At 50.2% G+C, this 22,199-nt stretch carries 31 protein-coding genes; 26 read left to right on the top strand and 5 right to left on the bottom strand.

Annotated elements, in window-relative coordinates; translation table 11 throughout:
• Nucleotides 1-169: 169 nt before the first annotated feature.
• The gene (locus B9Y90_RS23795; RefSeq protein WP_085542832.1) at nucleotides 170-358 is read right to left on the bottom strand and encodes a hypothetical protein; all 189 of its coding nucleotides are present in this window, start codon (nucleotides 356-358) and stop codon (nucleotides 170-172) included.
• Nucleotides 359-627: 269 nt separating this feature from the next.
• On the opposite strand from B9Y90_RS23795, the gene B9Y90_RS23790 reads away from it, so the two are divergent.
• The 4 genes from B9Y90_RS23790 (at nucleotide 628) to B9Y90_RS23775 (ending at nucleotide 3,725) form a co-directional block, all read left to right on the top strand.
• Entirely contained in the window at nucleotides 628-1,128 is a 501-nt protein-coding gene (locus B9Y90_RS23790) for a replication protein B (RefSeq protein WP_085542831.1), read from the top strand.
• Nucleotides 1,129-1,203: 75 nt separating this feature from the next.
• Nucleotides 1,204-1,404 (top strand): DUF2732 family protein, encoded by a 201-nt coding sequence (locus B9Y90_RS23785; RefSeq protein WP_254902744.1) that lies wholly within the window; start codon nucleotides 1,204-1,206, stop codon nucleotides 1,402-1,404.
• 34 nt (nucleotides 1,405-1,438) lie between these two features.
• Nucleotides 1,439-1,711, top strand: a complete 273-nt coding sequence (locus tag B9Y90_RS23780) for a DUF5405 family protein (protein ID WP_085542829.1) — start codon at nucleotides 1,439-1,441, stop codon at nucleotides 1,709-1,711.
• Nucleotides 1,712-1,766: 55 nt separating this feature from the next.
• The gene (locus B9Y90_RS23775) at nucleotides 1,767-3,725 is read left to right on the top strand and encodes a replication endonuclease (protein ID WP_085542833.1); all 1,959 of its coding nucleotides are present in this window, start codon (nucleotides 1,767-1,769) and stop codon (nucleotides 3,723-3,725) included.
• Nucleotides 3,726-3,857: 132 nt separating this feature from the next.
• On the opposite strand, the gene B9Y90_RS23770 is transcribed toward B9Y90_RS23775, so the two are convergent.
• The gene (locus B9Y90_RS23770; protein ID WP_085542828.1) at nucleotides 3,858-5,600 is read right to left on the bottom strand and encodes an ATP-dependent nuclease; all 1,743 of its coding nucleotides are present in this window, start codon (nucleotides 5,598-5,600) and stop codon (nucleotides 3,858-3,860) included.
• Nucleotides 5,601-5,700: 100 nt separating this feature from the next.
• Here B9Y90_RS23770 and B9Y90_RS23765 point away from each other — a divergent pair, with 100 nt between their 5' ends.
• Nucleotides 5,701-6,369, top strand: coding sequence for a hypothetical protein (locus tag B9Y90_RS23765; RefSeq protein ID WP_217808998.1), 669 nt, complete (start codon nucleotides 5,701-5,703; stop codon nucleotides 6,367-6,369).
• A 353-nt stretch (nucleotides 6,370-6,722) separates the two neighbouring features.
• On the opposite strand, the gene B9Y90_RS23760 is transcribed toward B9Y90_RS23765, so the two are convergent.
• Together B9Y90_RS23760 and B9Y90_RS23755 are read right to left on the bottom strand one after the other, a co-directional pair.
• On the bottom strand, nucleotides 6,723-7,754 hold the full coding sequence (locus B9Y90_RS23760) for a phage portal protein (protein ID WP_085542826.1): 1,032 nt from the start codon (nucleotides 7,752-7,754) through the stop codon (nucleotides 6,723-6,725).
• Nucleotides 7,754-9,523: a terminase ATPase subunit family protein gene (locus tag B9Y90_RS23755; RefSeq protein WP_085542825.1), complete on the bottom strand. Its 1,770-nt coding sequence runs from the start codon at nucleotides 9,521-9,523 to the stop codon at nucleotides 7,754-7,756. The genes B9Y90_RS23760 and B9Y90_RS23755 overlap by 1 nt, the downstream gene beginning before the upstream one ends.
• Before the next feature lie 166 nt (nucleotides 9,524-9,689).
• Between B9Y90_RS23755 and B9Y90_RS23750 the strand changes: the two genes are divergently transcribed.
• The 12 genes from B9Y90_RS23750 to B9Y90_RS23700 all read left to right on the top strand — a co-directional run bounded on the left by B9Y90_RS23750 (nucleotide 9,690) and on the right by B9Y90_RS23700 (nucleotide 16,353).
• Nucleotides 9,690-10,553 carry a GPO family capsid scaffolding protein gene (locus tag B9Y90_RS23750; RefSeq protein WP_085542824.1) on the top strand — a complete coding sequence of 288 codons (864 nt, stop codon included), beginning with the start codon at nucleotides 9,690-9,692 and terminating at the stop codon, nucleotides 10,551-10,553.
• 62 nt (nucleotides 10,554-10,615) lie between these two features.
• Entirely contained in the window at nucleotides 10,616-11,782 is a 1,167-nt protein-coding gene (locus tag B9Y90_RS23745; protein ID WP_085542823.1) for a phage major capsid protein, P2 family, read from the top strand.
• 3 nt (nucleotides 11,783-11,785) lie between these two features.
• Entirely contained in the window at nucleotides 11,786-12,547 is a 762-nt protein-coding gene (locus B9Y90_RS23740; RefSeq protein WP_085542822.1) for a phage terminase small subunit, read from the top strand.
• A 96-nt stretch (nucleotides 12,548-12,643) separates the two neighbouring features.
• Nucleotides 12,644-13,147, top strand: a complete 504-nt coding sequence (locus B9Y90_RS23735) for a head completion/stabilization protein (protein ID WP_085542821.1) — start codon at nucleotides 12,644-12,646, stop codon at nucleotides 13,145-13,147.
• A complete protein-coding gene (locus B9Y90_RS23730; protein WP_085542820.1) occupies nucleotides 13,147-13,350 on the top strand; it encodes a tail protein X in 204 nt (67 codons plus the stop codon). The genes B9Y90_RS23735 and B9Y90_RS23730 overlap by 1 nt, the downstream gene beginning before the upstream one ends.
• A gap of 2 nt (nucleotides 13,351-13,352) precedes the next feature.
• Nucleotides 13,353-13,649 carry a phage holin family protein gene (locus B9Y90_RS23725; protein WP_085542819.1) on the top strand — a complete coding sequence of 99 codons (297 nt, stop codon included), beginning with the start codon at nucleotides 13,353-13,355 and terminating at the stop codon, nucleotides 13,647-13,649.
• Nucleotides 13,636-14,133 carry a glycoside hydrolase family 24 protein gene (locus tag B9Y90_RS23720; protein WP_085542818.1) on the top strand — a complete coding sequence of 166 codons (498 nt, stop codon included), beginning with the start codon at nucleotides 13,636-13,638 and terminating at the stop codon, nucleotides 14,131-14,133. The genes B9Y90_RS23725 and B9Y90_RS23720 overlap by 14 nt, the downstream gene beginning before the upstream one ends.
• Complete coding sequence (gene lysB, locus B9Y90_RS23715) at nucleotides 14,130-14,555, top strand: Rz-like lysis system protein LysB (protein WP_085542817.1); 426 nt, start codon at nucleotides 14,130-14,132, stop codon at nucleotides 14,553-14,555. The genes B9Y90_RS23720 and lysB overlap by 4 nt, the downstream gene beginning before the upstream one ends.
• Nucleotides 14,443-14,688 carry an Rz1-like lysis system protein LysC gene (lysC, locus tag B9Y90_RS27145; protein WP_254902743.1) on the top strand — a complete coding sequence of 82 codons (246 nt, stop codon included), beginning with the start codon at nucleotides 14,443-14,445 and terminating at the stop codon, nucleotides 14,686-14,688. Before lysB ends, lysC begins: the two co-directional genes overlap by 113 nt.
• Nucleotides 14,651-15,064 (top strand): phage tail protein, encoded by a 414-nt coding sequence (locus tag B9Y90_RS23710; RefSeq protein ID WP_085542816.1) that lies wholly within the window; start codon nucleotides 14,651-14,653, stop codon nucleotides 15,062-15,064. Before lysC ends, B9Y90_RS23710 begins: the two co-directional genes overlap by 38 nt.
• Nucleotides 15,064-15,519 (top strand): phage virion morphogenesis protein, encoded by a 456-nt coding sequence (locus B9Y90_RS23705; protein ID WP_085542815.1) that lies wholly within the window; start codon nucleotides 15,064-15,066, stop codon nucleotides 15,517-15,519. The genes B9Y90_RS23710 and B9Y90_RS23705 overlap by 1 nt, the downstream gene beginning before the upstream one ends.
• 72 nt (nucleotides 15,520-15,591) lie before the next feature.
• Nucleotides 15,592-16,353, top strand: coding sequence for a putative phage abortive infection protein (locus B9Y90_RS23700; protein ID WP_085542814.1), 762 nt, complete (start codon nucleotides 15,592-15,594; stop codon nucleotides 16,351-16,353).
• 285 nt (nucleotides 16,354-16,638) lie between these two features.
• Here B9Y90_RS23700 and B9Y90_RS23695 read toward each other — a convergent pair whose 3' ends face one another.
• Nucleotides 16,639-17,220, bottom strand: a complete 582-nt coding sequence (locus B9Y90_RS23695) for a hypothetical protein (protein WP_139827476.1) — start codon at nucleotides 17,218-17,220, stop codon at nucleotides 16,639-16,641.
• A 163-nt stretch (nucleotides 17,221-17,383) separates the two neighbouring features.
• On the opposite strand from B9Y90_RS23695, the gene B9Y90_RS23690 reads away from it, so the two are divergent.
• The 9 genes from B9Y90_RS23690 to B9Y90_RS23655 form a co-directional block, all read left to right on the top strand.
• Entirely contained in the window at nucleotides 17,384-17,632 is a 249-nt protein-coding gene (locus tag B9Y90_RS23690; protein WP_085542812.1) for a helix-turn-helix domain-containing protein, read from the top strand.
• A 2-nt stretch (nucleotides 17,633-17,634) separates the two neighbouring features.
• Nucleotides 17,635-19,698, top strand: coding sequence for a Mu transposase C-terminal domain-containing protein (locus tag B9Y90_RS23685; protein WP_085542811.1), 2,064 nt, complete (start codon nucleotides 17,635-17,637; stop codon nucleotides 19,696-19,698).
• A gap of 9 nt (nucleotides 19,699-19,707) precedes the next feature.
• Nucleotides 19,708-20,625 carry an AAA family ATPase gene (locus B9Y90_RS23680; protein WP_085542810.1) on the top strand — a complete coding sequence of 306 codons (918 nt, stop codon included), beginning with the start codon at nucleotides 19,708-19,710 and terminating at the stop codon, nucleotides 20,623-20,625.
• Between the two features lie 10 nt (nucleotides 20,626-20,635).
• Nucleotides 20,636-20,953: a hypothetical protein gene (locus B9Y90_RS23675; protein ID WP_085542809.1), complete on the top strand. Its 318-nt coding sequence runs from the start codon at nucleotides 20,636-20,638 to the stop codon at nucleotides 20,951-20,953.
• A 14-nt stretch (nucleotides 20,954-20,967) separates the two neighbouring features.
• The gene (locus B9Y90_RS23670) at nucleotides 20,968-21,192 is read left to right on the top strand and encodes a hypothetical protein (protein ID WP_085542685.1); all 225 of its coding nucleotides are present in this window, start codon (nucleotides 20,968-20,970) and stop codon (nucleotides 21,190-21,192) included.
• Between the two features lie 2 nt (nucleotides 21,193-21,194).
• The gene (locus B9Y90_RS26970) at nucleotides 21,195-21,371 is read left to right on the top strand and encodes a hypothetical protein (protein WP_176227904.1); all 177 of its coding nucleotides are present in this window, start codon (nucleotides 21,195-21,197) and stop codon (nucleotides 21,369-21,371) included.
• Between the two features lie 5 nt (nucleotides 21,372-21,376).
• Nucleotides 21,377-21,604 (top strand): hypothetical protein, encoded by a 228-nt coding sequence (locus B9Y90_RS23665; RefSeq protein WP_085542808.1) that lies wholly within the window; start codon nucleotides 21,377-21,379, stop codon nucleotides 21,602-21,604.
• Nucleotides 21,605-21,665: 61 nt separating this feature from the next.
• The gene (locus tag B9Y90_RS23660; RefSeq protein ID WP_085542807.1) at nucleotides 21,666-21,875 is read left to right on the top strand and encodes a hypothetical protein; all 210 of its coding nucleotides are present in this window, start codon (nucleotides 21,666-21,668) and stop codon (nucleotides 21,873-21,875) included.
• A partial coding sequence (locus B9Y90_RS23655; protein WP_139827475.1) for a DUF3164 family protein occupies nucleotides 21,865-22,199 on the top strand: 335 nt, incomplete at its 3' end. The genes B9Y90_RS23660 and B9Y90_RS23655, both read left to right, overlap by 11 nt.

Below are 22,199 nucleotides of genomic sequence, written 5' to 3'. Positions count from 1 at the left end.
GTCGGCATGGTTCGAGCGAGCAGATGCCACCGGCTGAATATGAAAACCTATATTATCAACGGCTCAGAAGTGTCTAGATTATCCGTGGCGATTCAGATGAGATTGAATCGTTATTCTTATCATTGAAAGGTACATATGCAAGTATGGCCGCACTAGGCGGCCAATAATCTCAATTTATATCGATAAAGCTTTTATGGGTATTCGGCATTTTGGATTGAACAGATTCTCTTAGCCGAATGGATAAATTGTTAATTTGATTTGCATCCTCCCAATTATCGATGGGGGAGGGTAATGACTCGGAAAGTTTCAGCGCTTTTTCAAGGGTTTTGATTAGATCATTTTGCTGTTTATCTGACACGACATCTCCTTTTGTGATTGGTACGTTTTTGGCGATTCGATCCTATCACAAGACCACATAGCGGGTGTGGCAAAAATCCCGCCATTTTTAGGAGGTTACATGCAAGAGCCTCGCTGCATCGCGCAGCTTTTACTCAATCACCAGACAGCTCGACCGTTGAACTTTCATATTACTCATGGCAAGGGGCGTAAGGGAATCATCATCAGGGGGCATTGCTCTAGGAGAGAGCGTTTTTTACGTACTGTTTTAAACATGTTGAGGAGAAGGAAATGACGGCTATGACATTGGCTGTGGTAAAGACTCAGCCCGGTGGGTTACGTGAGCTTGTAGCTAAATACTTAGCGCTGCCTCGTTGGCAGGACACTTGCTCGTTTTACAATGGCTTGCTCGAGCGTGAGCGCTTGTCTGTATGTTTTCATGCGCAGCTAAAGCAACGTCATGCTGTTATGCTTCTGGAAGAGATGAGCGACTGTGATCGTGAACGTATTGTATGTGCAATTGATGAATTGCGAAGCGCCTTTGCAACGTATAGAACTCGGGGAGTCAGTAAGTCTGGCTTCATAGGGCGTCTGACTATAAGCCAGCGTCGGACATTATTTCTACATGCAGGACTTACAGAGGAAGAGTTTAATCAGCCATATTGGCATATAGATAACGAGCAATGCCTATGGCGCAAGGCTTTATTGCGTGCGCTCAGAGAGTTATTAAATTTATTTGAGTATGCCCCCACGATATTAACGTCAGTTAAACCAGAACAGTATCTGCACTAATTAATTTCCAGTATTGATTAACACACGCTCGTGTGGATTTTCATATTATCTATTTTTCTTGCGAGGGTGTTTATAGTGGGTGAGTTGACGAAATTATTAAATGATGCAATTAGCAAATCTTTAGCCGATGCCAAAGCAGATAGCTGTGCTCGTTTTTCAGCACATCTTGATGGACTTATTCGTCATATAACCAAAGAAGAGTTATCCAGTATTGAAATTATAGAGCTCTTACATCATGAGTCGTTGAAGTTCCATTCCGCTGGTTTTACTTATTAACCAGTTCAATCATTAGCAAGATAGAGTAAGAATTATGTCTATCCGTATTGACATTGATAATAAATGGGTCGTTACAAGCGATCAGTATCAATTTATTTTGCAAGAAAAGAAGATTGCCATCAGTGGCAAAAATGCAGGCAAAGAGTGGATGGACACCATTGGTTATTACCCAAAGGTAAGCCAACTCGTTGCCGGTTTGATGCATCACCACATCCTGAACTCAACTGCAAAGTCATTCGATTTGCTTGCGGCAGAAGTGGCTCGTATTGGCCAGGCTTGTGAGCTGGCATTTATTGCAAATGCATAGTAACCCTCAACGGCGTAAAGCCATCCCTCTTTTAGTCAAAAACACCAGCGCGCTTATGGCTGGTGTTTATTTGAATAGTCCTCCTCGCCATACTCCAACGTTTGATCCTAATGACAGACCTCTTACACGTGATGAACACCGTCAGGTGCAAGCGGTTTTAGCCAATATCAATATGCTGCCGTACATGCTGCGAGCTCAATTTAGCAATCGGTATGACTGGCTGAAAACGCATACAACTCAGGTCGAAGCGCTGCGATTTCTTACCAAGACATTTAAGCGACGTTTATGGCCGCGAATAGAAAGTGTTAATAGCAATCACGGTATGAACACTTCGGCATCGCTGCGTTTCATCTGCGAGAGCGATGCCTATTCCCGTTTGCCGGGCATGAATGATAAGGCATTAGGGAAGTTTGCCGGTCGGATCGCTGCACAGCTGTTTAATGCTTATGAAGAACTGAGCGGCCGTTTCGCCAATGAACGAGAAGGCGAGAAAAATGAAGTGCTGTTTACCAGCGAAGCTCAATCTTGGTTATACGGTGAAGTCGCTGGTGCTGCGCGAGCGTTTAACATTACCCCTCTGCACTGGAACAAATATCGCAAAGGCAAGCTGACTATCCGTGATGCATTTTCAGCAATTGCTCGCCTGGTTAACGATGAATGGTGGGTTCGTCAGCTTAAAGCCCAGCGTACCCGATGGAATGAAGCACTGTTAATTGCTGTAGGGGAGGTTAGTAAGAAACGTTCTCCTTACGCCAGCAAACAGGCTATTCGCGATGTCCATGCTCGTCGTCTGTCCAACATGGAATATCTGAAAGGCTGTGAGCTGGAGAACGTCGAGACTGGCGAGCGAATAGACCTTATTGAGAAGGTACTTAAAAGTATTTCTAATCCAGAGATACGGCGTATGGAACTGATGAACACCATTGCAGGGATTGAACGCTACGCAGCAAGCAAAAGCGATGTAGGAATGTTTATTACCATTACCACGCCATCAAAATATCACCCTACACGTACCGTTGGTGCTGATAAATCCGTACAGCTTAATCACAAGTGGAATGACGAGGCTTACAGCCCTAAAGATGGTCAGCGTTATCTATGCGGCATTTGGAGCAAGATGCGCACGGCATTTAAAGATAACGGCCTTAACGTATACGGAATGCGTGTTGTTGAACCTCATCATGATGGTACGCCACACTGGCACATGATGCTTTTTTGCCGAAGCGAACAGCGCCGTCAGGTTGTCGAGATCATGCGACGTTATTCTCTGAAGGAGGATGGAAACGAGCGTGGTGCGGCTCGAAACCGCTTTGAATGCAAACACCTGAATCAAGGCGGGGCAGCTGGCTACATCGCAAAATATATTGCGAAGAATATAGATGGGTATGCCCTTGATGGTGAGATAGATAGAGACACTGGCAAGCCGCTAAAAGATACTGCCGCAGCGGTAAATGCCTGGGCATCGACCTGGCGTATTCCTCAATTTAAACCCATTGGCCTCCCGACGATGGGGGCTTATCGCGAACTGCGTAAATTGCCGCGAGGCGTAAGTATTGCCAGCGAGTTTGATGACCGGGTAGAGGATGCTCGTGCGGCAGCTGATGGTGGTGATTTCGATTTATATATTGCAGCGCAGGGTGGGGCTAATGTCTCGCGTGACGAGCAAACCGTCAGGGTTGCACGTAAAATTGCTGACGAACTTAATGCCTATGACGAGGAAGTGCAAAAAGTTGTTGGCATTTTCGCGCCACACCTTGGTCCCAGCCATGTTCGCGTTACCCGCACAACGCAATGGCGCATCGTCTCTAAGGCAGTTGACGTTGAACCTTGCCTTTTGACTTTAAAGAGCGGCTCTGCCGCGACTCGGAGTCCTGTCAATAACTGTGGGGTAGGTGTTTTGACAAATGAAAAACAATTGTTCCTCAATAGTTCTGAACAAACAACTAATGTACTAACTGGTATAGGTAAAATGATAATAGTTGATAGTGAGCACTTTACTGCGATAGAGGATATATGACTTTGAAAGGTATTAAGGTAGATCGGTTGTACAACATGAAAAGTGTATAATATTGGTTTTCAATATCAGCATGATTTATACCCCCAGCCATTATTATATTACAATATGGCTGGGGTTTTATATCGAGATGCTTTAAATCCAGTTGACAAAATCTTCTATTTCATGGTGGTTTTTAACTACATCAGATAAAGGTTTTGTATCATCACTTAAACATTCTAAAAGTCTATCCCATTCTTCTTGGCTTTTTCCGAAGCCGTATACTTGCTCTATATCGCCAGATTTCCATATGTATATCCCAATATTTTTAAGAATATTATGCATGTCATGGATGATTGTTTTTGTTGATTGGTGTTGGCATATTTTTATAAAGTCCTGACTGGAGCTGCTTTTAAATGACTCAACTTTTCTAACGGGGTTTTTGAGACCTAGATCATTTTCTGCAATTGACTTAAGTAGTTGTTCGCATTCACCCTTTAGATTATCTTTGTATCGTGATGTTAATAATTTAGATAAAAAATCGCAATCGGATAATATTCTCGTTTTAATGCCAATCGCATTAATCACTTCAGCCATTCCTAAGAGGCTGCCTTTGCCATCAACAGAAACTATACATTTTTTACTTGGGTTTATTTCTGTGTTTTTAACTTTTTTATATAATGCATTTAATACACTGGTTTCAGTTTTCCCTTCTACTAAGATTACCTCTTCCGAGAATAAGAAGTATGAGGAGTTAGAAAGCGAAAAAGCCAAATGCAATTGTGGTGAAGAGGCTTTATATAGCTCTTCGATTTTTTCTGAAATGGTCTGTCTGGCTATCGTACCATGGTTGTTCTTAAAAACCTGAACTGCATTTGACGCATGTTGAGATGAAAGCATACTTGCTGAGTGTGTCGATATTATCACTTGATATCCGAGATCGCTTAATATAACTAAAGACTCTCTTACTGAGTTGATCGCAGAAGGATGAAGATACAATTCCGGTTCATCAATAAAAATTAACGTGTTGGATTTATTATTATCTTTATTGTTTTTTTTGATTTCGGCTAAGTATTGAATTAATGCCATTTGAATAGATCTTTGAGTGCCGTGACCAAATCGACTGATATCCCTCATAACATTTTCATCTTCACGAGACTCAAATACTTTTAATGTCCCTGATTTAAATATTTCATCTAAGGTTGGAGTTGGGAAGTGAATCTTTATATTAACATCAGGGAAAAACTGTCCAATTTTTTCATTAACACCGCTATCAATGTTATTCAAACTGTCCAGTCTCGTCTCTCCGTCATGAGAAAGATACTTTCCAATTTCAGATATCTTTTTTGAGAATCTTTCATCATATTCTTCTTTTATCCCAGAGACTATAGCTGCTAATATTTTACTGATAGTAGTTCCCGATTTGTTTTTTGTTGTATCTTCTACAGCATCAGACATTGCAGGTATATGTATTGGCTCTGGGAATATGTTGGATATCGAGCCATCAATGCCACCTGGGTTTTTCTTCCATTTCTCGCCATCAAATACCTCTATGCTTTTCTTGATTTTACCGTCTTCTATTTCTTGTTTTCGCGAGAAACAAAGACTTCCATTTATTATGAATGGTTTTATTTTTTTTTGGTTTTCTTCTGTAAGCAATGTTAGCGTTTCATCTGTGATTCCAGAAATTGTGCCTTCAACAATAACTGATTGATTAGAATTATACATATCAGAAGTGGATATTGTAGAGCCGTCTAAAAGCCATTTGATTGCTAATATAATGTTGGACTTCCCAGCATTATTGTAACCAACTAATGCTGTATAAGGGCGTAGGGATACTTCAGTGCTTTTGCAAGATCTAAAGTTTGTTATTTTTATCTTAGTAAGGCGAACTGTCATTTTTTTTCCTTTGATATGGGTTTAGTTAATATGTATGAGAATGCTTACTTGATTATGAATTTAATTTTAATGTGCAATTGAACCTTTTTTCTACAGCTGCATGTTTTTTTTTGCAAGAGATAAAGGTTCTTTTACACTAAAAACTACAATTTCTGGGGGGTATGAGCGGCGGTTAGTTGATTGTAATTTATTTTATTTGTTGGTTTTAGGTGGGTGGGTTATCTTCTGTGTGTTACTTCTGGTGATGTGCAGAGTGCTTTTTGGGATAATGGACTTTTTAAAACTGAGTTGGAGTCATAGTGTGAATGGTTTAAAGATATGTATAAATACTGAGGGTGCGGTTGTTTTTGATGTAATTCCTTTTTTAGATGATTTCAAAGATTGCGAGTATAATCCAAGGGAAAGATATAATGATGCTGTACGTGATGATGATGTGGGTTTGGTTTTAATGATTGATGGTGGTAAGAATAAAATAGGATATTGCTCTTATTTTGTTTGTGAGTCGACTGCTTATAATGAGGACAAGATCATATGTGCCTTTAATATTGATTACATTTATATTAGAGAGGGTTCACGGGGGGCGAAGTATTCAAATATAATGATTCCATATGTTGTGGGTGGCATTTTTTCGGTTTGTCAATCGATTAAAAGTAAGTGTGATGCTAAAGGAGTGGAACTATTCGATGGTTCACATTATGTTTCCCCTTTTGGAGAAGTGTTCGGGAATAGAGTTTACGATGATGTTTCAGCCCTAATACGATGTGAATAATTGCTTTTTGATATATCAATATAAACTGAAACATGCATGTGTTACTTGCATGATTGTGCATTTTTCTCTGGTTATAGTTTTGGCCGAGTGAGATCAGCGCTGGCGCGCCTCCGGCCTGTTCATGCAACTGCATTAAAAGCGACCCATAAAGCGGGCAGGCGTGGCGGGGGAAGCATTGCGCGCTGAGGCGGGTATTTAATTATTATTTTTCGGCCTGAGCGCGGCGCTATGGCGTCCGGGTGTTAGGGGTCGTGTTGCGAGGTGGTGCCGGGTTTCGGTGGCGTGTCGTGCGTCTGAGGCGGTCTGGTGATGGGGTGTAAAAAAACCGCCCTGGGGCGGCTGCGGTGGATGGTTCAATCTTCATCAAGCGAGTATTTTTTGAATCTGATAATTTCTTCCCCCGCCCACTCGTTAAGCTCCATGAAACGCGCCTGCAGTGGAGACAGCTCGTTACGCACAAAGACCTTTGCCACTTTCTCAATATCGCCCATCGAGCCGATGTTCTCGGGCTTGCCGCCCATGAGCTGGAACGGGATCCGGTGCGCGTCGAGCAGGTCGGCGGCGCTGGCCTTTTTGATATTGAAAAAATCGTCTTTGGTTGCCACCTCACTGAGCGGCACGATTTTAATGCCGTCCGGTTTTCCGTTCGGGGCGTAGAAAAACAGGTTTTTAAAATTGCCGAGCCCTTTCGAATCGCGCATGGAACGGCGCAGCGCTTCAACGTCGGTGCTGCTCTGTGCGGCGTCGGTCACATACATGATGTAACCGGCGTGCGCGCCGTTCTGGTAATACTTGCGACGGAACAGCGTCGCCGACTCATTCAGCCAGGCTGAGTTTAATGCGCTGAGATATTCCGGCATCCCGTAAAGCTCCTGATTAATATCAGGCTCCATCAGGTGAAACACCGAGCCCGCCGCGTACTGATGCGGCTTGTTGAAATCCTGCAAAAACCAGTAAGTATCATGATCCACGCCACGCCGGGTGTATTTGGCCGGGGAGGTTTCAAAGCGCAGCGCCTTGTTGCTGACACTCTGCCGTTTTTCCAGAAAGCCGTTGCCGAACACCAGAAAATCCAGCGTCAGGCGGCTAAAGTCCTGACTGGAGAGCTTCGGGTGCGGGATGTACGTCGACACCAGAATATTACGCTTAACGTAAATCGGTGAGCTGTGGTGCACGGCGGCGCGCATCGTTTTCGCAAGGCCGGAGAAGCTCACCGGCGGCTCGTACCATTTGCCGTTATGGGCGCATTCCAGATAGTCGAAAATTTCCCGGCGATCGAGCACCGGCGTCGGCTCCCCGAAAGTAAACGCCTCCATGTTTTGTGATGGGGCGGCGGTGTGCTGCTGCGCTTTTGCCGCGCGCTGGCCTTTGTATTTTTTTTTCATCAGTAAAATTCCAGAATGGAGGAGGACGCCTGGCCGCTGGCGGCGGTCAGTGGTTCATTGATTAATACGTGCATGGTTGCCCAGGCTAAATCGGCGTGGCTCGCCTCTTCGGTGCGGCTCGCTTCATACGTTGAGCTGCGCCCGCTGCTGGTCATGGTTTTGCGGATAGACATAAACGACTGCGTGATATCCGTCGCGCCGACGTCGTATTCCAGACAGCCGCGGCGAATAGTGTCTTTTGCCTTGAGCACCATCGCGGTTTTCATTTCCGGTGTGTAGCGAATCTCTCGCGCTGCCGGGTAGAACGAGCGCACGAGCTGGTAAACACCCTGGCCGAGGCCGGTAGCATCAATACCGATGTACTCCACGTTATATTTTTGCGTGAGCGCCCGGATTGACTCGGCCTGTGTGGCAAAGTCCATGCCTTTCCACTGGTGGCGCTCCAGGATACGGAACTTGCCCCCGGCGACAACCGGCGGCGCGATAACCACGCAACCGGCGCTATCCCCACGCAGTGACGGGTCGTAGCCGATCCACACCACACGGTGACCGAATGGCCGGTCGGCGTAAGGCTCGACGTCCTCCCACTCTTCCATGCTGTCGACCATGCAGCGCTGCAGCTCCTCGAACGGAAACACCGAGGCTTTATCGTCGACAAACTCGCACATAAACAGGTTGCGGAAATCATCGGCGCTGTTTTCCTGTTTCAGCGTGTTCAGGTCAAACAGGGTGCAGCCCCCGGCGAGCGCGTCCTCAATGGTGACAATCTGCCGCCACTGACCGTCGGCGCAGGCCACGCCCCGCGCTAACGCGGTGTGGCTGATATCAATCTCGACCCGCTCGCTGGCGCTGGCGCGTCCCTTGTTAAACAGTTCGCCCGACCAGAACGGATAAGCACCATGGCCGAGAGAGGAAGGTGTCGAAAAGTAGGTCGTGCGGAGGTGTTTTTGTGAGGCCATGCCCGAGGCGACTTTACGCAGGCGCTGGAAGTTCGGGATCCAGAAAATCTCGTCAACATACAAATCACCGTTGTGGCTTTGCGCGGTGTTGGAATTGGTGCCGAGGAAAATCAGTTTCGCGCCGTTGTTACCGATGACCACCGGGTCGCCGGTCAGGTCGACGTCGACCTGGCGCGCAAACTGGATGATGTATTCGCGGAACACATACGCCTGAGTTTTACTGGCCGACAGGAAAATTTGATTGTTCCCGGTTTTGAGCGCGCGCAGTAACGCCTCACGCGCAAAATAGAACGTCGCGCCAATCTGGCGGGATTTGAGAATGTCGCGAATGCGGTGAGCCAGACCTGCTCTGTACCATTCGAGTTGATACTCGAAAGACTGGTCGAAAAAAAGCGCCTCCAGCTTCTCTATCGCTTCCTCTCTGAAATAATTCTTTTTCGGCTGTTTGCGATCCCCTTTATTTCGGTTCGCTACCTTCGGATTTAAGTCGGCCTCATTCCCGCTCACGCCGTAGCGGTTTATGCGGGCGAAGCGCTCCATTTGCCGCCCCAGAAAATCGGCGACTTTGAAGTCGTGCGCGGTGAGGTCGGGCTTTGCGTAAAGCTGAATCAGCCGCGCCTCGAGCGTGCTCTCAACCCGGTTAAGCGGTGCCGTTTCTTCCCACTGGTCGCGCTGTTTCCAGCTCTGCACCGTGGGGCGTTTGGTCTGCAACATTTCCGCGATTTGCGGCACGGAAAACCCCTGCCAGTACAAAAGCGCGGCCTGCCGTCGCGGGTCGCTGAGGATGGATGTGTCGGTCGTGATGTTCATGAATGCCTCGCCGTGGTTGATACCAGGGCAAGGCTAAAGAAACGGGTGGGCTTATTCGCTAAGTCCCTGTTGTGTCAGGCGTTGCACTTCTGTAACGGGTGGCTGGCGTGGGTCGGAGTCGGGAAACTAAGCCCGAACCCATCACCCACAATCAGGACTCCTGAACATGGCTAAGAAAGTCTCTAAGTTTTTCCGTATCGCTGTAGAGGGCGATACCTGCGACGGGCGCGACCTTAGTGCCGTTGATATTCAGCAGATGGCCGACAGTTTCGACCCGCGCGTTTATGGCTGCCGTATCAACCTCGAACACATTCGCGGTTATCTCCCGGACAGCGATTTCAAACGCTACGGCGACGTGGTGGAGCTGAAAGCCGAAACCATCGACGACGATTCCGCGCTTAACGGCAAGCTGGCGTTGTACGGCAAAATCGCCCCGCTCGACACCCTGGTCGAGATGGTTGGCAAAGGTCAGAAGGTTTACACCTCCATCGAAATCCAGCCGAACTTTGCAAACACAGGCAAATGCTACCTGGTCGGCCTGGCCGTGACCGATGACCCGGCAAGCCTCGGCACTGAATACCTCCAGTTCTGCAGCAAGGCTAAACACAACCCGCTCAAGCGCTTCAAAGTGAGCCCGGACAATCTTTTCTCTGTCGCCACTCTGGCTGAAATGGAGTTCGAAGATGTGCCGGAAAAACTGCTCAACAAAATCACCGACTCGGTAAAGGGTATTTTCAGCCGCAAACAAGCCAGCGACGACGCGCGTTTTAACGACGTGCATGAGGCGGTGACCGTCATTGCCGAGCAGGTGCAGCAGACCGGCGACGATACCGCCGCGCGTTTCAGCAAGCTGGAGGCTGAAATCACCGGGCTTAAAAAGACCGTGACCGACCAGGCCACCGAAACCAGCCAGCAATTCAGCACCCTGGCGAGCACCCTGGACAACACTGAGAGCAAGACCCAGCAGCGCCGCAAATTAAGCACCGGCGGCGGCGGTGAAAATGCGGTTGAAGTGCTGACCGACTGCTGATTAACGCCTTTGAATCAGCACCGATTCAGAGCCGAACCCATTTAAAACAGGAATAAAAAACCATGCGTAAAGAGACCCGTTTCCAGTTCAACAAGTTCCTGAGCCGTATTGCCGAATTAAACGGTGTGGCCGTGAGCGACCTCAGCAATAAATTTACTGTCGAGCCGTCTGTGACGCAGACCCTTTTCGAAAAGGTGCAACAGTCCTCCTCGTTTCTGGCGCTGATTAACATGCCCGTGGTGCGTGAGCTGACCGAGGAGAAAGTCGGCATTGATGTTAACGGCTCAATTGCCAGCACCGCAGACACCGACAACGGCGTCGAGCGCAAGACCGCGGATTTTTCAAAGCTCGATGCTTACCGCTATTTCTGCAAGCCGGTTAACTTCGATTACCACCTGAAATACACCAAACTCGACCTGTGGGCGCGCTATCAGGATTTCCAGATCCGCATTCGCAACGCCATCATCAAGCGCCAGGCGCTGGACTACATCACCATCGGTTTTAACGGCGTAAGCCGCGCGCCAACCTCTGACCGTAAGCAAAACCCGCTACTGCAGGATGTGGCGATCGGCTGGCTGCAGAAGTACCGCAACGACGCGCCGGAACGCGTGATGAGCAAGGTTGTCGACGATGACGGCAAGGTTATTTCCGACACCATCAAAGTGGGGAAAGGCGGCCATTACGCCAACCTGGACGCCCTGGTGATGGATGCTCACGAATCCCTGATTGATGAAATCCACCGTGAAAACCCGGAGATGGTTGTCATTTGCGGCCGCCGCATTCTGACCGACAAGTATTTCCCGATGATCAACACGTTCCAGCCGAACAGTGAAGCCCTGGCCGGGGAGCTGATTATCAGCCAGAAAACTATCGGCCAGCTCCAGGCGGTGCGCGCGCCGTTCTTCCCGGCTAACGCGGTGTTTATCACCACGCTGGATAACATTTCCATCTACCTCTACGAGGACGGCCACCGCCGCCACATCGTCGAAAACCCGAAACTCGATCAGGTGGAAAACTACGAGCAGGTGAAAGTCGATTTTGTTATCGAGGACTACGCCGCCGGTTGCCTGATTGAAAATATCGAGATTCTCGACCCGGAAGAGCCAGGCACTGCCGAAGCGACCAGCGCGAGCGTATTCGCGGCTGAGCTGGTGAAAGCCATGCAGCACCTGAACGCGCCGCAGTCTGCGCCGGTTGCTGACACCGAAAACGACCAGAAGGACGCCTAAGCCATGCTGAGCCCCGCACGACGTCACGCGATGCGGGTCTCGGCCAGCCAGGCAGCGCAGCGGGAAAACGCCCCGCTGCGCCACGCCACCCCTTACGAGCAAATGCTCGTCAAGCTGGCCGCAGACCGTCGGACATTAAAAAACATCCATTCCAACGAAGCGAAAGCGACGAAAAAAGCCGAGCTGCTGCCGTTTTATCTGCCCTGGGTAACGGGCGTGCTGGAGAACGGCACCGGCAAGCAGGACGACATTTTAATGACCGTCATGCTCTGGCGACTCGATGCCGGGCAACTGGCTGGCGCGCTGGAAATCGCCCGTTATGCGCTGCGCTACAACCTCGCCACCCCTGACGGCCATGCGCGCACCGCGCCTTACATGCTGGCCGAAGAGTTTGCCCTGTCAGCACAACGCGCCAGCGATGGCGGACAGCCGGTTGACGTGCCGCTGCTGCTGGATGTGCTGGAACTGGTTCGTGATGCCGATATGCCCGACCAGGTGAAAGCCCGTCTGCATAAAGTGATCGGTCTGGCGATGCGTGATGCCGGAAACCCCGCCTCCGCGCTGGAGCACCTGAGTCGTGCGGTGCAGCTCGACCGCAACGCCGGAGTACGCAAGGACATTGAGCGCCTGACACGCGAGCTCAACCCAAAACCGGCAGCCACAAAAACACCGGCGGCTAAGGCTCCGGCCAGCAAGACCCCGGCGAAAAAACAAGATTCAGCGGTGAAACGAGGGCGAGGCCGTCCGAAGAAAGTCACCGCCTAACCGAAAGCGCCCCGCGCCGGGCGGCACGCTGGTCAAAGACGGTGATCCACCGACACGGCGACCGGCGTCCACCGCCCACCCATTACAGAGGTTGTCATGACAGTGATTATCACTAAGCCGGAAACGGCACCGGTCGAGCCTGGTGTGGTTATCCCCGCCCGACCGGTGCCGGAGGCCGTTATCACCAACACGGCGTTTTTCCCGGCCATTGAGCCCGCGCGTATTCGCGAGCTGCTGCGCATTGAAAGCACCGTGAGCCCCGTGCGTTTACGCGCCGCGATTATCGACGGTATGGCAGAAACCAACGCCGAGCTAAGAGAGTACCGCGAGGAGCAAATCTTGCTCGGGCGTGAAACCCTGGCCGACGTTCCAGCCGACAACATCGACGGTGAGAGCGTGCGCTGTTTTTACTACCTGCAGGCCGTCAGCGCCATGACAACCGCGAAGCTTTATGAGGGTTATCGCGGCGTGGATGCGAGCGCCAAAGGTGACAAGAAAGCCGACAGCATCGAGAGCGTGATTGATGAAATGTGGCGGGATATGCGCTGGGCGATAGCCCGTATCCAGGACAAATCGCGCTGCATCATCGGGCAAATCTGATGAAGGTTTACGCGCAACAGGGCGACACCCTAGACGCACTTTGCGCCCGCTACTACGGGCGCACTGAGGGGGTATTCGAGGCGGTACTCGTCGCAAATCCGGGACTCGCTGAGCTCGGGGCGGTGCTGCCGCACGGCACTGAAATTGAACTGCCGGACGTGGAGACCGCGCCGGTAACTGAAACTATCAACCTGTGGGATTAATTATGACTGAGGGTGAAAAAAGCGTACTGACGCTGTTCTTGATGGGAATGATGATTGTGGTTGGCAAGGTGATGGCCGGGGGTGAACCCATCACGCCGCGCCTGTTTATCGGGCGCATGTTGCTGGGTGGATTTGTCTCGATGGTGGCCGGGGTGGTTCTGGTGCAGTTCCCGGATATGTCACTCCCTGCGGTCTGTGGCGTGGGCTCCATGCTCGGGATTGCCGGTTATCAGGTGGTCGAAATCGCTATCCAGCGCCGTTTCAAATCTCAGAAAGGAGATCAGGATGCCGGTAATTAACACTCACCCAAACGTTGCCGCTTTCCTCGATATGCTGGCGTACTCAGAGGGAACCGCCACCCACCCACTGACAAAAAATCGCGGCTATGACGTGATTGTCACCGGGATGGATGGCAAGCCCGAGATTTTTACCGACTATAGCGATCACCCGTTCGCCAGCGGCAGGCCTGCCAAAGTGTTTAACCGACGTGGGGAGAAGTCCACGGCATCCGGGCGCTATCAGCAGCTTTATTTATTCTGGCCGCACTATCAGAAGCAACTCGGGTTACCCGACTTTAGCCCACTGTCGCAGGATAAGCTCGCCATTCAGCTTATCCGGGAGCGTGTTGCGCTGGAGGATATACAGCAGGGGCGCATTGAGCGCGCGATTTCCCGCTGCCGTAATATCTGGGCGTCGTTGCCGGGGGCTGGTTACGGCCAGCGAGAGCACAACCTCGAATCGCTGATTGCCGCATATCGCAAAGCTGGCGGGGTGGTGTCATGAAAACGCTGATTGTACTCCTTGCCCTGGCCGTGCTCGGGCTGCTGTGGATGCGCCACGAAAACACCACGCTCACCCGCTCATTTGAAAAGGCTAACCGCGTCGCCGGGGAGCAAAAAACACAAAACATCATGCTGAAAAACCAGCTCGATGTTGCGGCCAGAATCGCCGACAGCAAAGAGCGTGCGCAGGTGGATTTGAGAAACAAACTGGCAACGGCTGAGGCGCTGGCCGGGCGTCGAAGCAACACGATTACGAGGCTACTCAATGAAAATAAAGCACTTCGCGAATGGTATGACACTGCTTTACCTGATGATGTTATCCGGCTGCAGGAGCGCCCCGCCTTTGACACCACCGCCGATTATTTACAGTGGCTGTCCGAAAGTAGCGCTGTGCAAACTCCCGGCCAGCCAGCCGCGCATTAACGGCGATTTGCTTGCGGATAATCGCCAGCTCGAAAGCGCCTGGGTGAGCTGCGCCGCCCAGGTCGAAACGGTGAAAAAATGCCAGGATAATCTCGATGCACAAACAATCCAGTCTGAAAAAAGTCCTCACTGAGGCGGTGCCGGGCGTGGCAACCAACCCGAGCATGATGCGCATTTTTGCCGATGAGGGGGCAATTGATTCCACCCTTGCCACTTCGCTCTCGTTCGTGAAGCGGTACACGCTCAACGTGATCCTGACCGATTACACCGGCGATATTGATTACATCTTAGTGCCGATCCTGAAATGGGTGCTCGTGAATCAGCCGGATATCATGACCACTGACGAGGGGCAGAAAAAAGGGTTTACGTGGTATGCCGATATCAATAACGACAGTAGCGTCGATATCAGCATCAGTTTACGCCTGACCGAGCGCACCATAGTCCGGGAGGAAAGCAACGGTGATTTGCACGTCAGCTATGCGCCGGAACCGCAAGAGGCGCTCTGGTAATGGACGGGCTCAAGCCGTTTGACGACAAGCTCGCCGCGCTGATTGCGAACCTGTCACCGGCTGGCCGCCGCAAAATGGCCGGGGAAATAGCCAAAAAGCTGCGCACCCGGCAACAGCAGCGGATAAAGGCGCAGAAAGACCCCGACGGCAAGCCCTACGCCGCACGAAAGCGCCAGCCGGTGAAGAGCAAGAAAGGCCGCATTAAGCGGGAAATGTTTGCGAAGCTGCGCACCAATCGCTACATGAAAGCCACCGGCAGCGACGAAGCCGCGGTCGTGGAATTTGTCGGTAAAGTGCAGCGCATAGCGCGCGTGCATCAGGAGGGGTTAAAGGACAAGCCTAACCCGGCGGCGCGTGAAATCCAGTATCCGACACGCCAGCTTCTCGGATTGTCTTTTAACGACATACAATTAATTGGAATTACCATTTTTGATAGCTTCATAAAAAAACCGTAACATGATAAAAGCAATATTCTTAGACTGGTTTGATAGATGTTTTTCTGAATGTGTTTTTATCTAGAGGTTTAAATGAAATTTCCATATTTCGTGGGTGGTTTTAGCGTTTTGCTGGTTGTTGTTTATGGGGTTGTTCTAATATTAAATCTCTATCCCAAAGATGTGCTTACCTTAGCGGATGCAGGTACTTTTGGCGATAGTTTTGGTGTTCTAACATCTCTTTTCTCTGCACTTGCTTTTTTGGGTGTTGTTTGGACATTGCATTACCAAAGAGAGGAATCCAGGCTTCAAAAGGAAGAGCTAAGTGAAAATAGAAAGGAAATGGCAAAGCAAGGGTTCGAGAATTCATTTTTTCAAATGATTAGATTGCACAATGAGATCGTTAACGGGTTTTCGCTTAGGGTTGGTGCAATTAATAACATTCAAGTGAAAGAGGGTAGGGTTGTATTTGATGACTTGGATAAGCAGTTGCGTCGTTTATTCGATAATAGAGGACTTTCCCTTGACTCTCCAGAAGAAGAAATAAGTGAGTTTTTTGATATTTTTTATGAACGACATAAGCATATGTTGGCGCATTACTTTAGGTTTCTTTATAATATATATAAATTTATTCATGAATCCGATGTGGGGGATAAATATTTCTATGCCAAGCTGGTGAGAGCTCAGTTGTCAAACCAAGAGCTTTTCATCCTGTATTACAATGCGCTAAATAAACGTGGCGAGAAATTCAAGAAATACATGATTGATTTTCAATTGATGGATAATCTTTCAAGTGGTGAATTATTCTTCCCAGAGCACCGAGAGCTTATCCCCGGTGCAGGGTTTAAATCTTAAAAGGCGATGCGTGTGGGGGGGGAATCATTTCTGCACTGATCGGAGTCGGCTTTAAATAAGAGGAAAGCTTTGACTGGCGCGGTCTGGAAAGGAATTTAGGGGTTTTGCACTGCGCGGACGAAAATGATTTTATTTTGACTTTTATGTATCAAATTCTGCACTCGACTAATCTCAAATTAATACCATTTAAATTGAATTTAAATAGCGAGAGTGCAAAACTTCCCGTCGATTATTTATTGGTCAATGACCAAGGAAACCCTGACAGGATACCTGCCAGAATTTATTTCATCTAGCCTGCTTTTTTTTCGCAATATTGGCTAGATCGTTTTCGGTCGTTTGTAATTCGCCATCGGTGTCACGCTCTCTTTTTTCCTGAACGTTCAGAGCAGCCTCTTGGACGGGATCTGGCTGCCTGCCGAGGATTTTTTCCTTCACAATCGGATCCATCCGTAAGAGGTCGATGTTGTCTTCGTCAAGGAGGTAGAGAACGGTCTCTACACCTTTGCGGGCCAACATTGTAGCCAATTGCAAACGCTCCTCATCTGTCAAAAAAGACAGAACCTCTGACAACTTATCACCTTCATTATTATTTTTTGATGGCTTTGGTGTTTCTGGTGATTTTCCTTCACCATCAATTAACCACTTAAGGTCTACACCTTCGCTTTCTGCAATGCGCAGAAGTATGTTCTCCCGCGGCATTGGGGGATTAGCTTCACTCTTGTAGTAACTGTTCAGTGTATTGACGTTAATTCCCCATGCTCTTGCAGCCGCGCTGCGCGAAGGATGCTTCCTGGCTAGCTGTGCAATTCTTGCTATGACAGGTTCTTTTGTCTCTGCATCAAAAGTACGTCGGCGTTCTTTTCTCATAGAAGGTTCTTTTGCACCTAACAATATGAAATACATCGATTTATTTAAAAAACAATAAAATCACCAAAAACACCTTGATTTCGTTCTTTTCGTGATTCATTATTTATCCACAGGAATAACCAACCGGTTATCCCGTTGGGTAATCTTTTAGGATATATGAGCAATGAACCGAAAAGAAGATCTGCGTGCAGATTGGCACCCGGAAGACATCAAATCGAAGCTCCACAAGCGCGGCTTGTCGTTAAGTGAGTTAGGCCGCCGCAACGGTTATGCCTCTGGCTCTCTTAAGTCCGTTCTGCGTTCACCTTGCCGCCCTTATCAGCAGATCGTCGCTGATGCACTGGGTGTTGCACCGGAAGATATCTGGCCAAGCCGGTATCAGTCTGAAAGCTACATACAGAAGGCGTCCTGATTATGTTTGTTGTCGTCAAAGATTTAGTTGGGTTGCCCGGTCTCCCCGCGACAACTAAAGGCATTCGTGAGGCGCTGGAACGTGCCTCTGGTGATTCACCGGCGTTAGTCCGTAAGCGTGAAGGCTCCAAGGCGTTTGAATATCACATCGATTGTCTGCCAGCGGCGGTGCGCGAAGTTGTTCTGGCCCGTCGTGCTGAGGCGGTGCTGCAGAAACCCGAGGTGCAGGGGCAGTTACCGCTGGAGCCTGTAGTGCCTGCAGCCAGAGGTCGTGCTGAGGCGCTTCGCGTTAGTGTTGAGCTGGAAGTGATGCGCAAGTGCCCCGCGCTGCTGGAGCGTCAGCTTGGGTCTCTGACCGATAAACAGCGTAAAACGGGTGATGCCCGTATGACCCTGGTGGCCGAAGTTCGCCGTCTGATGGGGGAGTTGAGTATGAGTCGCAAAGATGCAGTGACGCTGATTTCTGTCCGCTCTCGCGAAGGGACGCTGCCGGAGCGTGTTCAGCAGGCTGCTGATATTGCTAATGCACGCAAGGGTGTGACGCGTACCGGCGTCAGCGTGCGTTCGCTGCAGCAGTGGGTCTCCGATGCCATGACCACCCGGACCGCAGGTGAGCGGATGGCCATTATGGCGCCAGCCAAAATTAAGGCCAAGCCCGCAGAGGCTTATCCATGGCTGTCCGATTTCATGCGTTTTTATCGCGATCCAGCCCGCCCTTCCGTCGCGATGGCATATGAGCGATTTGAAGCCGAGTGGTGCCTGGTGAATGCCGGGAATGATGTGATGCTGTCGATGCTGCCCCGTGTTGATACCGTGCGTTATGCCCTCAGCAAAATCCCCAAAGCTGAACGAGAACGTGGGCGGCGTACCGGGTCAGATTATAAGTCGCTGCTGCCGCATGTGCGCCGTGACTGGGAGAAATTATCGGCCAATAGCGTCTGGATTGGTGATGGCCACGGCATGAAGATGGAGGTTATCAGTCCGACGACCGGTAAACCCTTCCGCCCTGAGATTACGCTGGTAATCGATGGTCGTACCCGCGTGGTGGTGGGCTGGAGCCTGGCGGTGTCAGAGAGCCAGATGGCGGTCGGTGATGCCATTCGTCATGCCGTATCAAGGTTTGGTGTGCCGCTGATGTATTACTCTGATAACGGTGGCGGTGAGAAAAACAAGGTTTTTGATGCGGATGTGACGGGGATATTTTCCCGTCTGGAGATTGAGCATCCGACCGGTATACCGGGGAACCCGCAGGCACGTGGGATTATTGAGCGTCTGAACCAGGAAATACCGAAGCGGGCAGCCATGGCTTTTGGCTCTTGGGTAGGTAAATCCGGTGACCGCGAAACACAACGCAAGTATGTCAAGGCGGTAGAGTCGGCAGTGAATGCTATCGAGAATGGCAAGAACCTGAATGAACGGCAGCTGGCGGTGATGCATAAGGTGCCAACCTGGGAACAGCTCATTGCAGAGATTGAGCACCAGGTGGAACGACATAATAACCGGCCACACAGCAGCCTGCCGGTGCGTGAAGACGGCAAACACTGGTCGCCGCTGGCCTACCGTAATCATGTGATTAAGGAAGAGAATACTGAGATAGAGATGCTCACCACGGCGGAGTTGCACGAGATGTTCCGGCCAGAAAAAATCTGTACTGCGGTACGGGGCGAAATCCATCTGAATAAAAACGTCTACTTCAGTACTGAACTTGCCAGAGTTGAAGGTGAAAAGGTTCGGGTCTGTTATGACATCCATGACCCTCAATCGGTAATTATTCGTCATATGGACGGTTCCTGGATATGTGACGCCATCTGGAACGGTAATAAGGTTTCTGCATTCCCTGAAGCACGTGAAGCGCAGTTGAAAGAGAAGCGGACGAAGCAGCGACGCAAACGCCTTGAACAGAAGCTGGCGCGAGTGGATGAAGAATTGCGCCCGGCCATTGAGCAGAAACCCGAAATTGATATCAGTCTGTTTTCCGCACCCAATTCAAATAAAGAACCCGACCAGGTGTATTTATTTGAATCCGATTATGAACATGATTTAAAGAAAGCCGGTAATCACCGGTAAGGGATTGAAATGAATGTAAAAGAGAAATTACTCCAGATTCTGGAGCGGCCCAACTACACCCAAAAAACGGTAGCGACGAAAACAGGGCTCAGTGCCACAGCGGTCTCTCAATATCTGAAGGGAACCTATAAAGGCAATATCGCCAACGTGGAAGCGGCGCTGACTGATTTTATCAACCGGGAAGAGTGTCGCGCCAATCGCCGGGAAGTGAGAGCGACCTTTGTCCCCACCCAACTGGCCAGCATGGCACTGTCGCTCATCACCAGCACCCATATGGATGGCGATATCGGCGTGATATACGGCCCGGCCGGGATGGGTAAGAGCATGGTTTTACGGGAATATTCGTACAAAAGTAAAGGCGCAATCCTGATTGAGGCTGACCCCGGTTGCACGGCGCGGGTGCTGCTGCAGGAGCTGTGTACCCGCCTGGGGGCAAAACGCACCGGCAATATCCATGAGCTGAGCGAGGAGTGTATCCAGGCGCTGACCGGCACCGGCTGGGTGATTCTGGTGGATGAAGCAGAGCTGCTGCCCTACCGGGCACTGGAGGTTTTACGCCGCATTCACGACCGCTCCGGGGTGGCTATCGTGCTGGCCGGGATGCCGCGTCTGCTGATTAACCTGCGTGGCTCTCGCGGGGAGTTCGCCCAGCTCTACAGCCGCGTGGGGATGTGTCTGAATCTTGAGACCCACAAGGATAAATCCGAGCAGGAAGACTTTAACCGCATTCTGGGCAGTCTGCTGGCGGACGGCGACGAAGACAGCCTGACACAGCCGGAGCTGGCAGAGGCGTTCTTCCGCTGCTCGAAGGGGAATTACCGCCGCATGTTCAAGCTGGCGCGGGGTGTGGTGCGGGCCAGCGCCATCGGAGACCAGGGGGTGAGTGTGAAGCTGGTCGAGTCCTATGCACAGATGCTTATTCACTGAGGGATGTGAGATGGATATTGCAATCAGAAGGGAAATTACGGCGCTTCGGGCCATTGGGTTTAACAGTTGCTTTTTTGTTACTGATGATAGCTGTTCTGCGGGATCGCCTTTTATTCATTGCTATGTACCAGGCCTGTTGTGTGTCGATGTGTATTCCTGGGGGCGGGAGGTCTCGGGCGTAGGGAATGATGGTCGCGACTGGGATGTGGATGAGATGGAGGCGGCGCAGCTGGTCATGCCTTTTATTCAGACGCGGGAAGGTTTTCGTCGGGCTTATCGCCTAGCTCGTCTGTGCGTTCAATTGCCGCGCATGTGGCGGCTCAACTGAGGATTTATTTCATCATGGAAAAACAAACTGTTAACTGGCGTCACTCGCGTGCGCGTTCGGAGATCCACTCTCATGGTGGGCGTGTGACCGGCTGGCATCGCGGCTTCCCGATTGTCTATGCCCTGCCACCGCTCAGTGGTCCTGTATGGCCCGTGACGGAGCTGATTGAAGTCCTGGACGGTGTCCGCAAAGTCACCCGGACATCAAATATCGACGGCTGCACCGTTATCTGGGGGTAGTTATGGCGGTGAAATTAGAGGTCACCATTGCGGTGAGCGAGAGTGGCGATGTGGATTTTCGTTTTGAGTTTGAAGACAAAGATATGCGCGACAAGCTGGAGCGTAATATCGCGGAATCCATGGCCTCAGCTTGCCTTAATGAGTTGAAAAGGCTCGGTAAAACTAACGAAGAGGAATAAACGACATGCCAGCAAAAATCATCATCACGATTCAGGACAAAGGAGACACTTCGCAGGTTGAAGTGGTTGGGGAGCAACTGGGGAATACAACTGAGAACGAAATCGCTCATGCTACCGCCATGGTGGAAGTGATCACCCGGCTGGCGACTGAGATTAACGGAGGAGTACTCAGCAAAAGACCCTTCTCCGACTTCATGATGGAGTGCATCAAGGGGCGTATGGGGCGGCATTAACGTCGTGCATATCATCAATGGCACCAGAGTGATGCCAACCAATTAAGCAGAGTAATCAATCATGTCCGTCACGATAATTATCAAAGTGATCCATACCGACAAGGGGCTGGTGCTTGACCCTGAGATTCAGGCCCCGACCAATGGCCACTGCCAGCATGAGATGCTGTTTGCTACTGGCTATGTAGCTGCCGCCATTGAGACGGTGAATGAGCTGAATGAAAAATTCAGCGAACTGGAAAATAAACCCGGAGAAAAGAAACATGTCTATTAATAACCGAAATGAAATTGTTCCTGAAGGCTATATGAAAGACCGCAAAGCCCGCCTGGTGCCGGTTGAACAGGTCTCTGACTATGACCGTGAGATGGATGACTTTGTCCGCGCCCGCGTCGCTGAAGCAAAAGCGAAGAGTCAGGCGATGGCCGACTTTAAGCGCCAGTCGTTTGGCGACTGCTACGCCTGGATAGAGCTGGCGGCGGAGAAGTTCGGGCGCAAGCCAGGGGGGCTTAAAGGGAATGTCACCTTCTCCAGCTTTGACGGTAGCCAGCAGATTAAGATTGCCGTGCAGGACAAGCTGACCTTTGGCCCGGAGCTGCA

It is taken from the genome of Cedecea sp. NFIX57, from assembly GCF_900177785.1.
Classification (GTDB): domain Bacteria; phylum Pseudomonadota; class Gammaproteobacteria; order Enterobacterales; family Enterobacteriaceae; genus Cedecea; species Cedecea neteri_C.
Note: the sequence above shows the minus strand (reverse complement) of the source record. Positions and strands in the feature narration are given on the sequence as shown.

Excerpts from the sequence above, each read along its gene's own strand:
- B9Y90_RS23705 (WP_085542815.1), top strand. The coding sequence starts at position 15,064 with ATGGACGGGCTCAAGCCGTTTGACGACAAGCTCGCCGCGCTGATTGCG.
- lysB (WP_085542817.1), top strand. The coding sequence starts at position 14,130 with ATGAAAACGCTGATTGTACTCCTTGCCCTGGCCGTGCTCGGGCTGCTG.
- B9Y90_RS23690 (WP_085542812.1), top strand. The coding sequence starts at position 17,384 with ATGAACCGAAAAGAAGATCTGCGTGCAGATTGGCACCCGGAAGACATC.
- B9Y90_RS23750 (WP_085542824.1), top strand. The coding sequence starts at position 9,690 with ATGGCTAAGAAAGTCTCTAAGTTTTTCCGTATCGCTGTAGAGGGCGAT.
- B9Y90_RS23725 (WP_085542819.1), top strand. The coding sequence starts at position 13,353 with ATGACTGAGGGTGAAAAAAGCGTACTGACGCTGTTCTTGATGGGAATG.
- B9Y90_RS23755 (WP_085542825.1), bottom strand. The coding sequence starts at position 9,523 with ATGAACATCACGACCGACACATCCATCCTCAGCGACCCGCGACGGCAG.
- B9Y90_RS23695 (WP_139827476.1), bottom strand. The coding sequence starts at position 17,220 with ATGAGAAAAGAACGCCGACGTACTTTTGATGCAGAGACAAAAGAACCT.
- B9Y90_RS26970 (WP_176227904.1), top strand. The coding sequence starts at position 21,195 with ATGGCGGTGAAATTAGAGGTCACCATTGCGGTGAGCGAGAGTGGCGAT.
- B9Y90_RS23790 (WP_085542831.1), top strand. The coding sequence starts at position 628 with ATGACGGCTATGACATTGGCTGTGGTAAAGACTCAGCCCGGTGGGTTA.
- B9Y90_RS23675 (WP_085542809.1), top strand. The coding sequence starts at position 20,636 with ATGGATATTGCAATCAGAAGGGAAATTACGGCGCTTCGGGCCATTGGG.
- lysC (WP_254902743.1), top strand. The coding sequence starts at position 14,443 with ATGATGTTATCCGGCTGCAGGAGCGCCCCGCCTTTGACACCACCGCCG.
- B9Y90_RS23660 (WP_085542807.1), top strand. The coding sequence starts at position 21,666 with ATGTCCGTCACGATAATTATCAAAGTGATCCATACCGACAAGGGGCTG.
- B9Y90_RS23780 (WP_085542829.1), top strand. The coding sequence starts at position 1,439 with ATGTCTATCCGTATTGACATTGATAATAAATGGGTCGTTACAAGCGAT.
- B9Y90_RS23720 (WP_085542818.1), top strand. The coding sequence starts at position 13,636 with ATGCCGGTAATTAACACTCACCCAAACGTTGCCGCTTTCCTCGATATG.
- B9Y90_RS23730 (WP_085542820.1), top strand. The coding sequence starts at position 13,147 with ATGAAGGTTTACGCGCAACAGGGCGACACCCTAGACGCACTTTGCGCC.
- B9Y90_RS23760 (WP_085542826.1), bottom strand. The coding sequence starts at position 7,754 with ATGAAAAAAAAATACAAAGGCCAGCGCGCGGCAAAAGCGCAGCAGCAC.
- B9Y90_RS23665 (WP_085542808.1), top strand. The coding sequence starts at position 21,377 with ATGCCAGCAAAAATCATCATCACGATTCAGGACAAAGGAGACACTTCG.
- B9Y90_RS23680 (WP_085542810.1), top strand. The coding sequence starts at position 19,708 with ATGAATGTAAAAGAGAAATTACTCCAGATTCTGGAGCGGCCCAACTAC.
- B9Y90_RS23775 (WP_085542833.1), top strand. The coding sequence starts at position 1,767 with ATGGCTGGTGTTTATTTGAATAGTCCTCCTCGCCATACTCCAACGTTT.
- B9Y90_RS23765 (WP_217808998.1), top strand. The coding sequence starts at position 5,701 with ATGTTTTTTTTTGCAAGAGATAAAGGTTCTTTTACACTAAAAACTACA.
- B9Y90_RS23670 (WP_085542685.1), top strand. The coding sequence starts at position 20,968 with ATGGAAAAACAAACTGTTAACTGGCGTCACTCGCGTGCGCGTTCGGAG.
- B9Y90_RS23710 (WP_085542816.1), top strand. The coding sequence starts at position 14,651 with ATGCACAAACAATCCAGTCTGAAAAAAGTCCTCACTGAGGCGGTGCCG.
- B9Y90_RS23745 (WP_085542823.1), top strand. The coding sequence starts at position 10,616 with ATGCGTAAAGAGACCCGTTTCCAGTTCAACAAGTTCCTGAGCCGTATT.
- B9Y90_RS23700 (WP_085542814.1), top strand. The coding sequence starts at position 15,592 with ATGAAATTTCCATATTTCGTGGGTGGTTTTAGCGTTTTGCTGGTTGTT.
- B9Y90_RS23735 (WP_085542821.1), top strand. The coding sequence starts at position 12,644 with ATGACAGTGATTATCACTAAGCCGGAAACGGCACCGGTCGAGCCTGGT.
- B9Y90_RS23770 (WP_085542828.1), bottom strand. The coding sequence starts at position 5,600 with ATGACAGTTCGCCTTACTAAGATAAAAATAACAAACTTTAGATCTTGC.
- B9Y90_RS23685 (WP_085542811.1), top strand. The coding sequence starts at position 17,635 with ATGTTTGTTGTCGTCAAAGATTTAGTTGGGTTGCCCGGTCTCCCCGCG.
- B9Y90_RS23740 (WP_085542822.1), top strand. The coding sequence starts at position 11,786 with ATGCTGAGCCCCGCACGACGTCACGCGATGCGGGTCTCGGCCAGCCAG.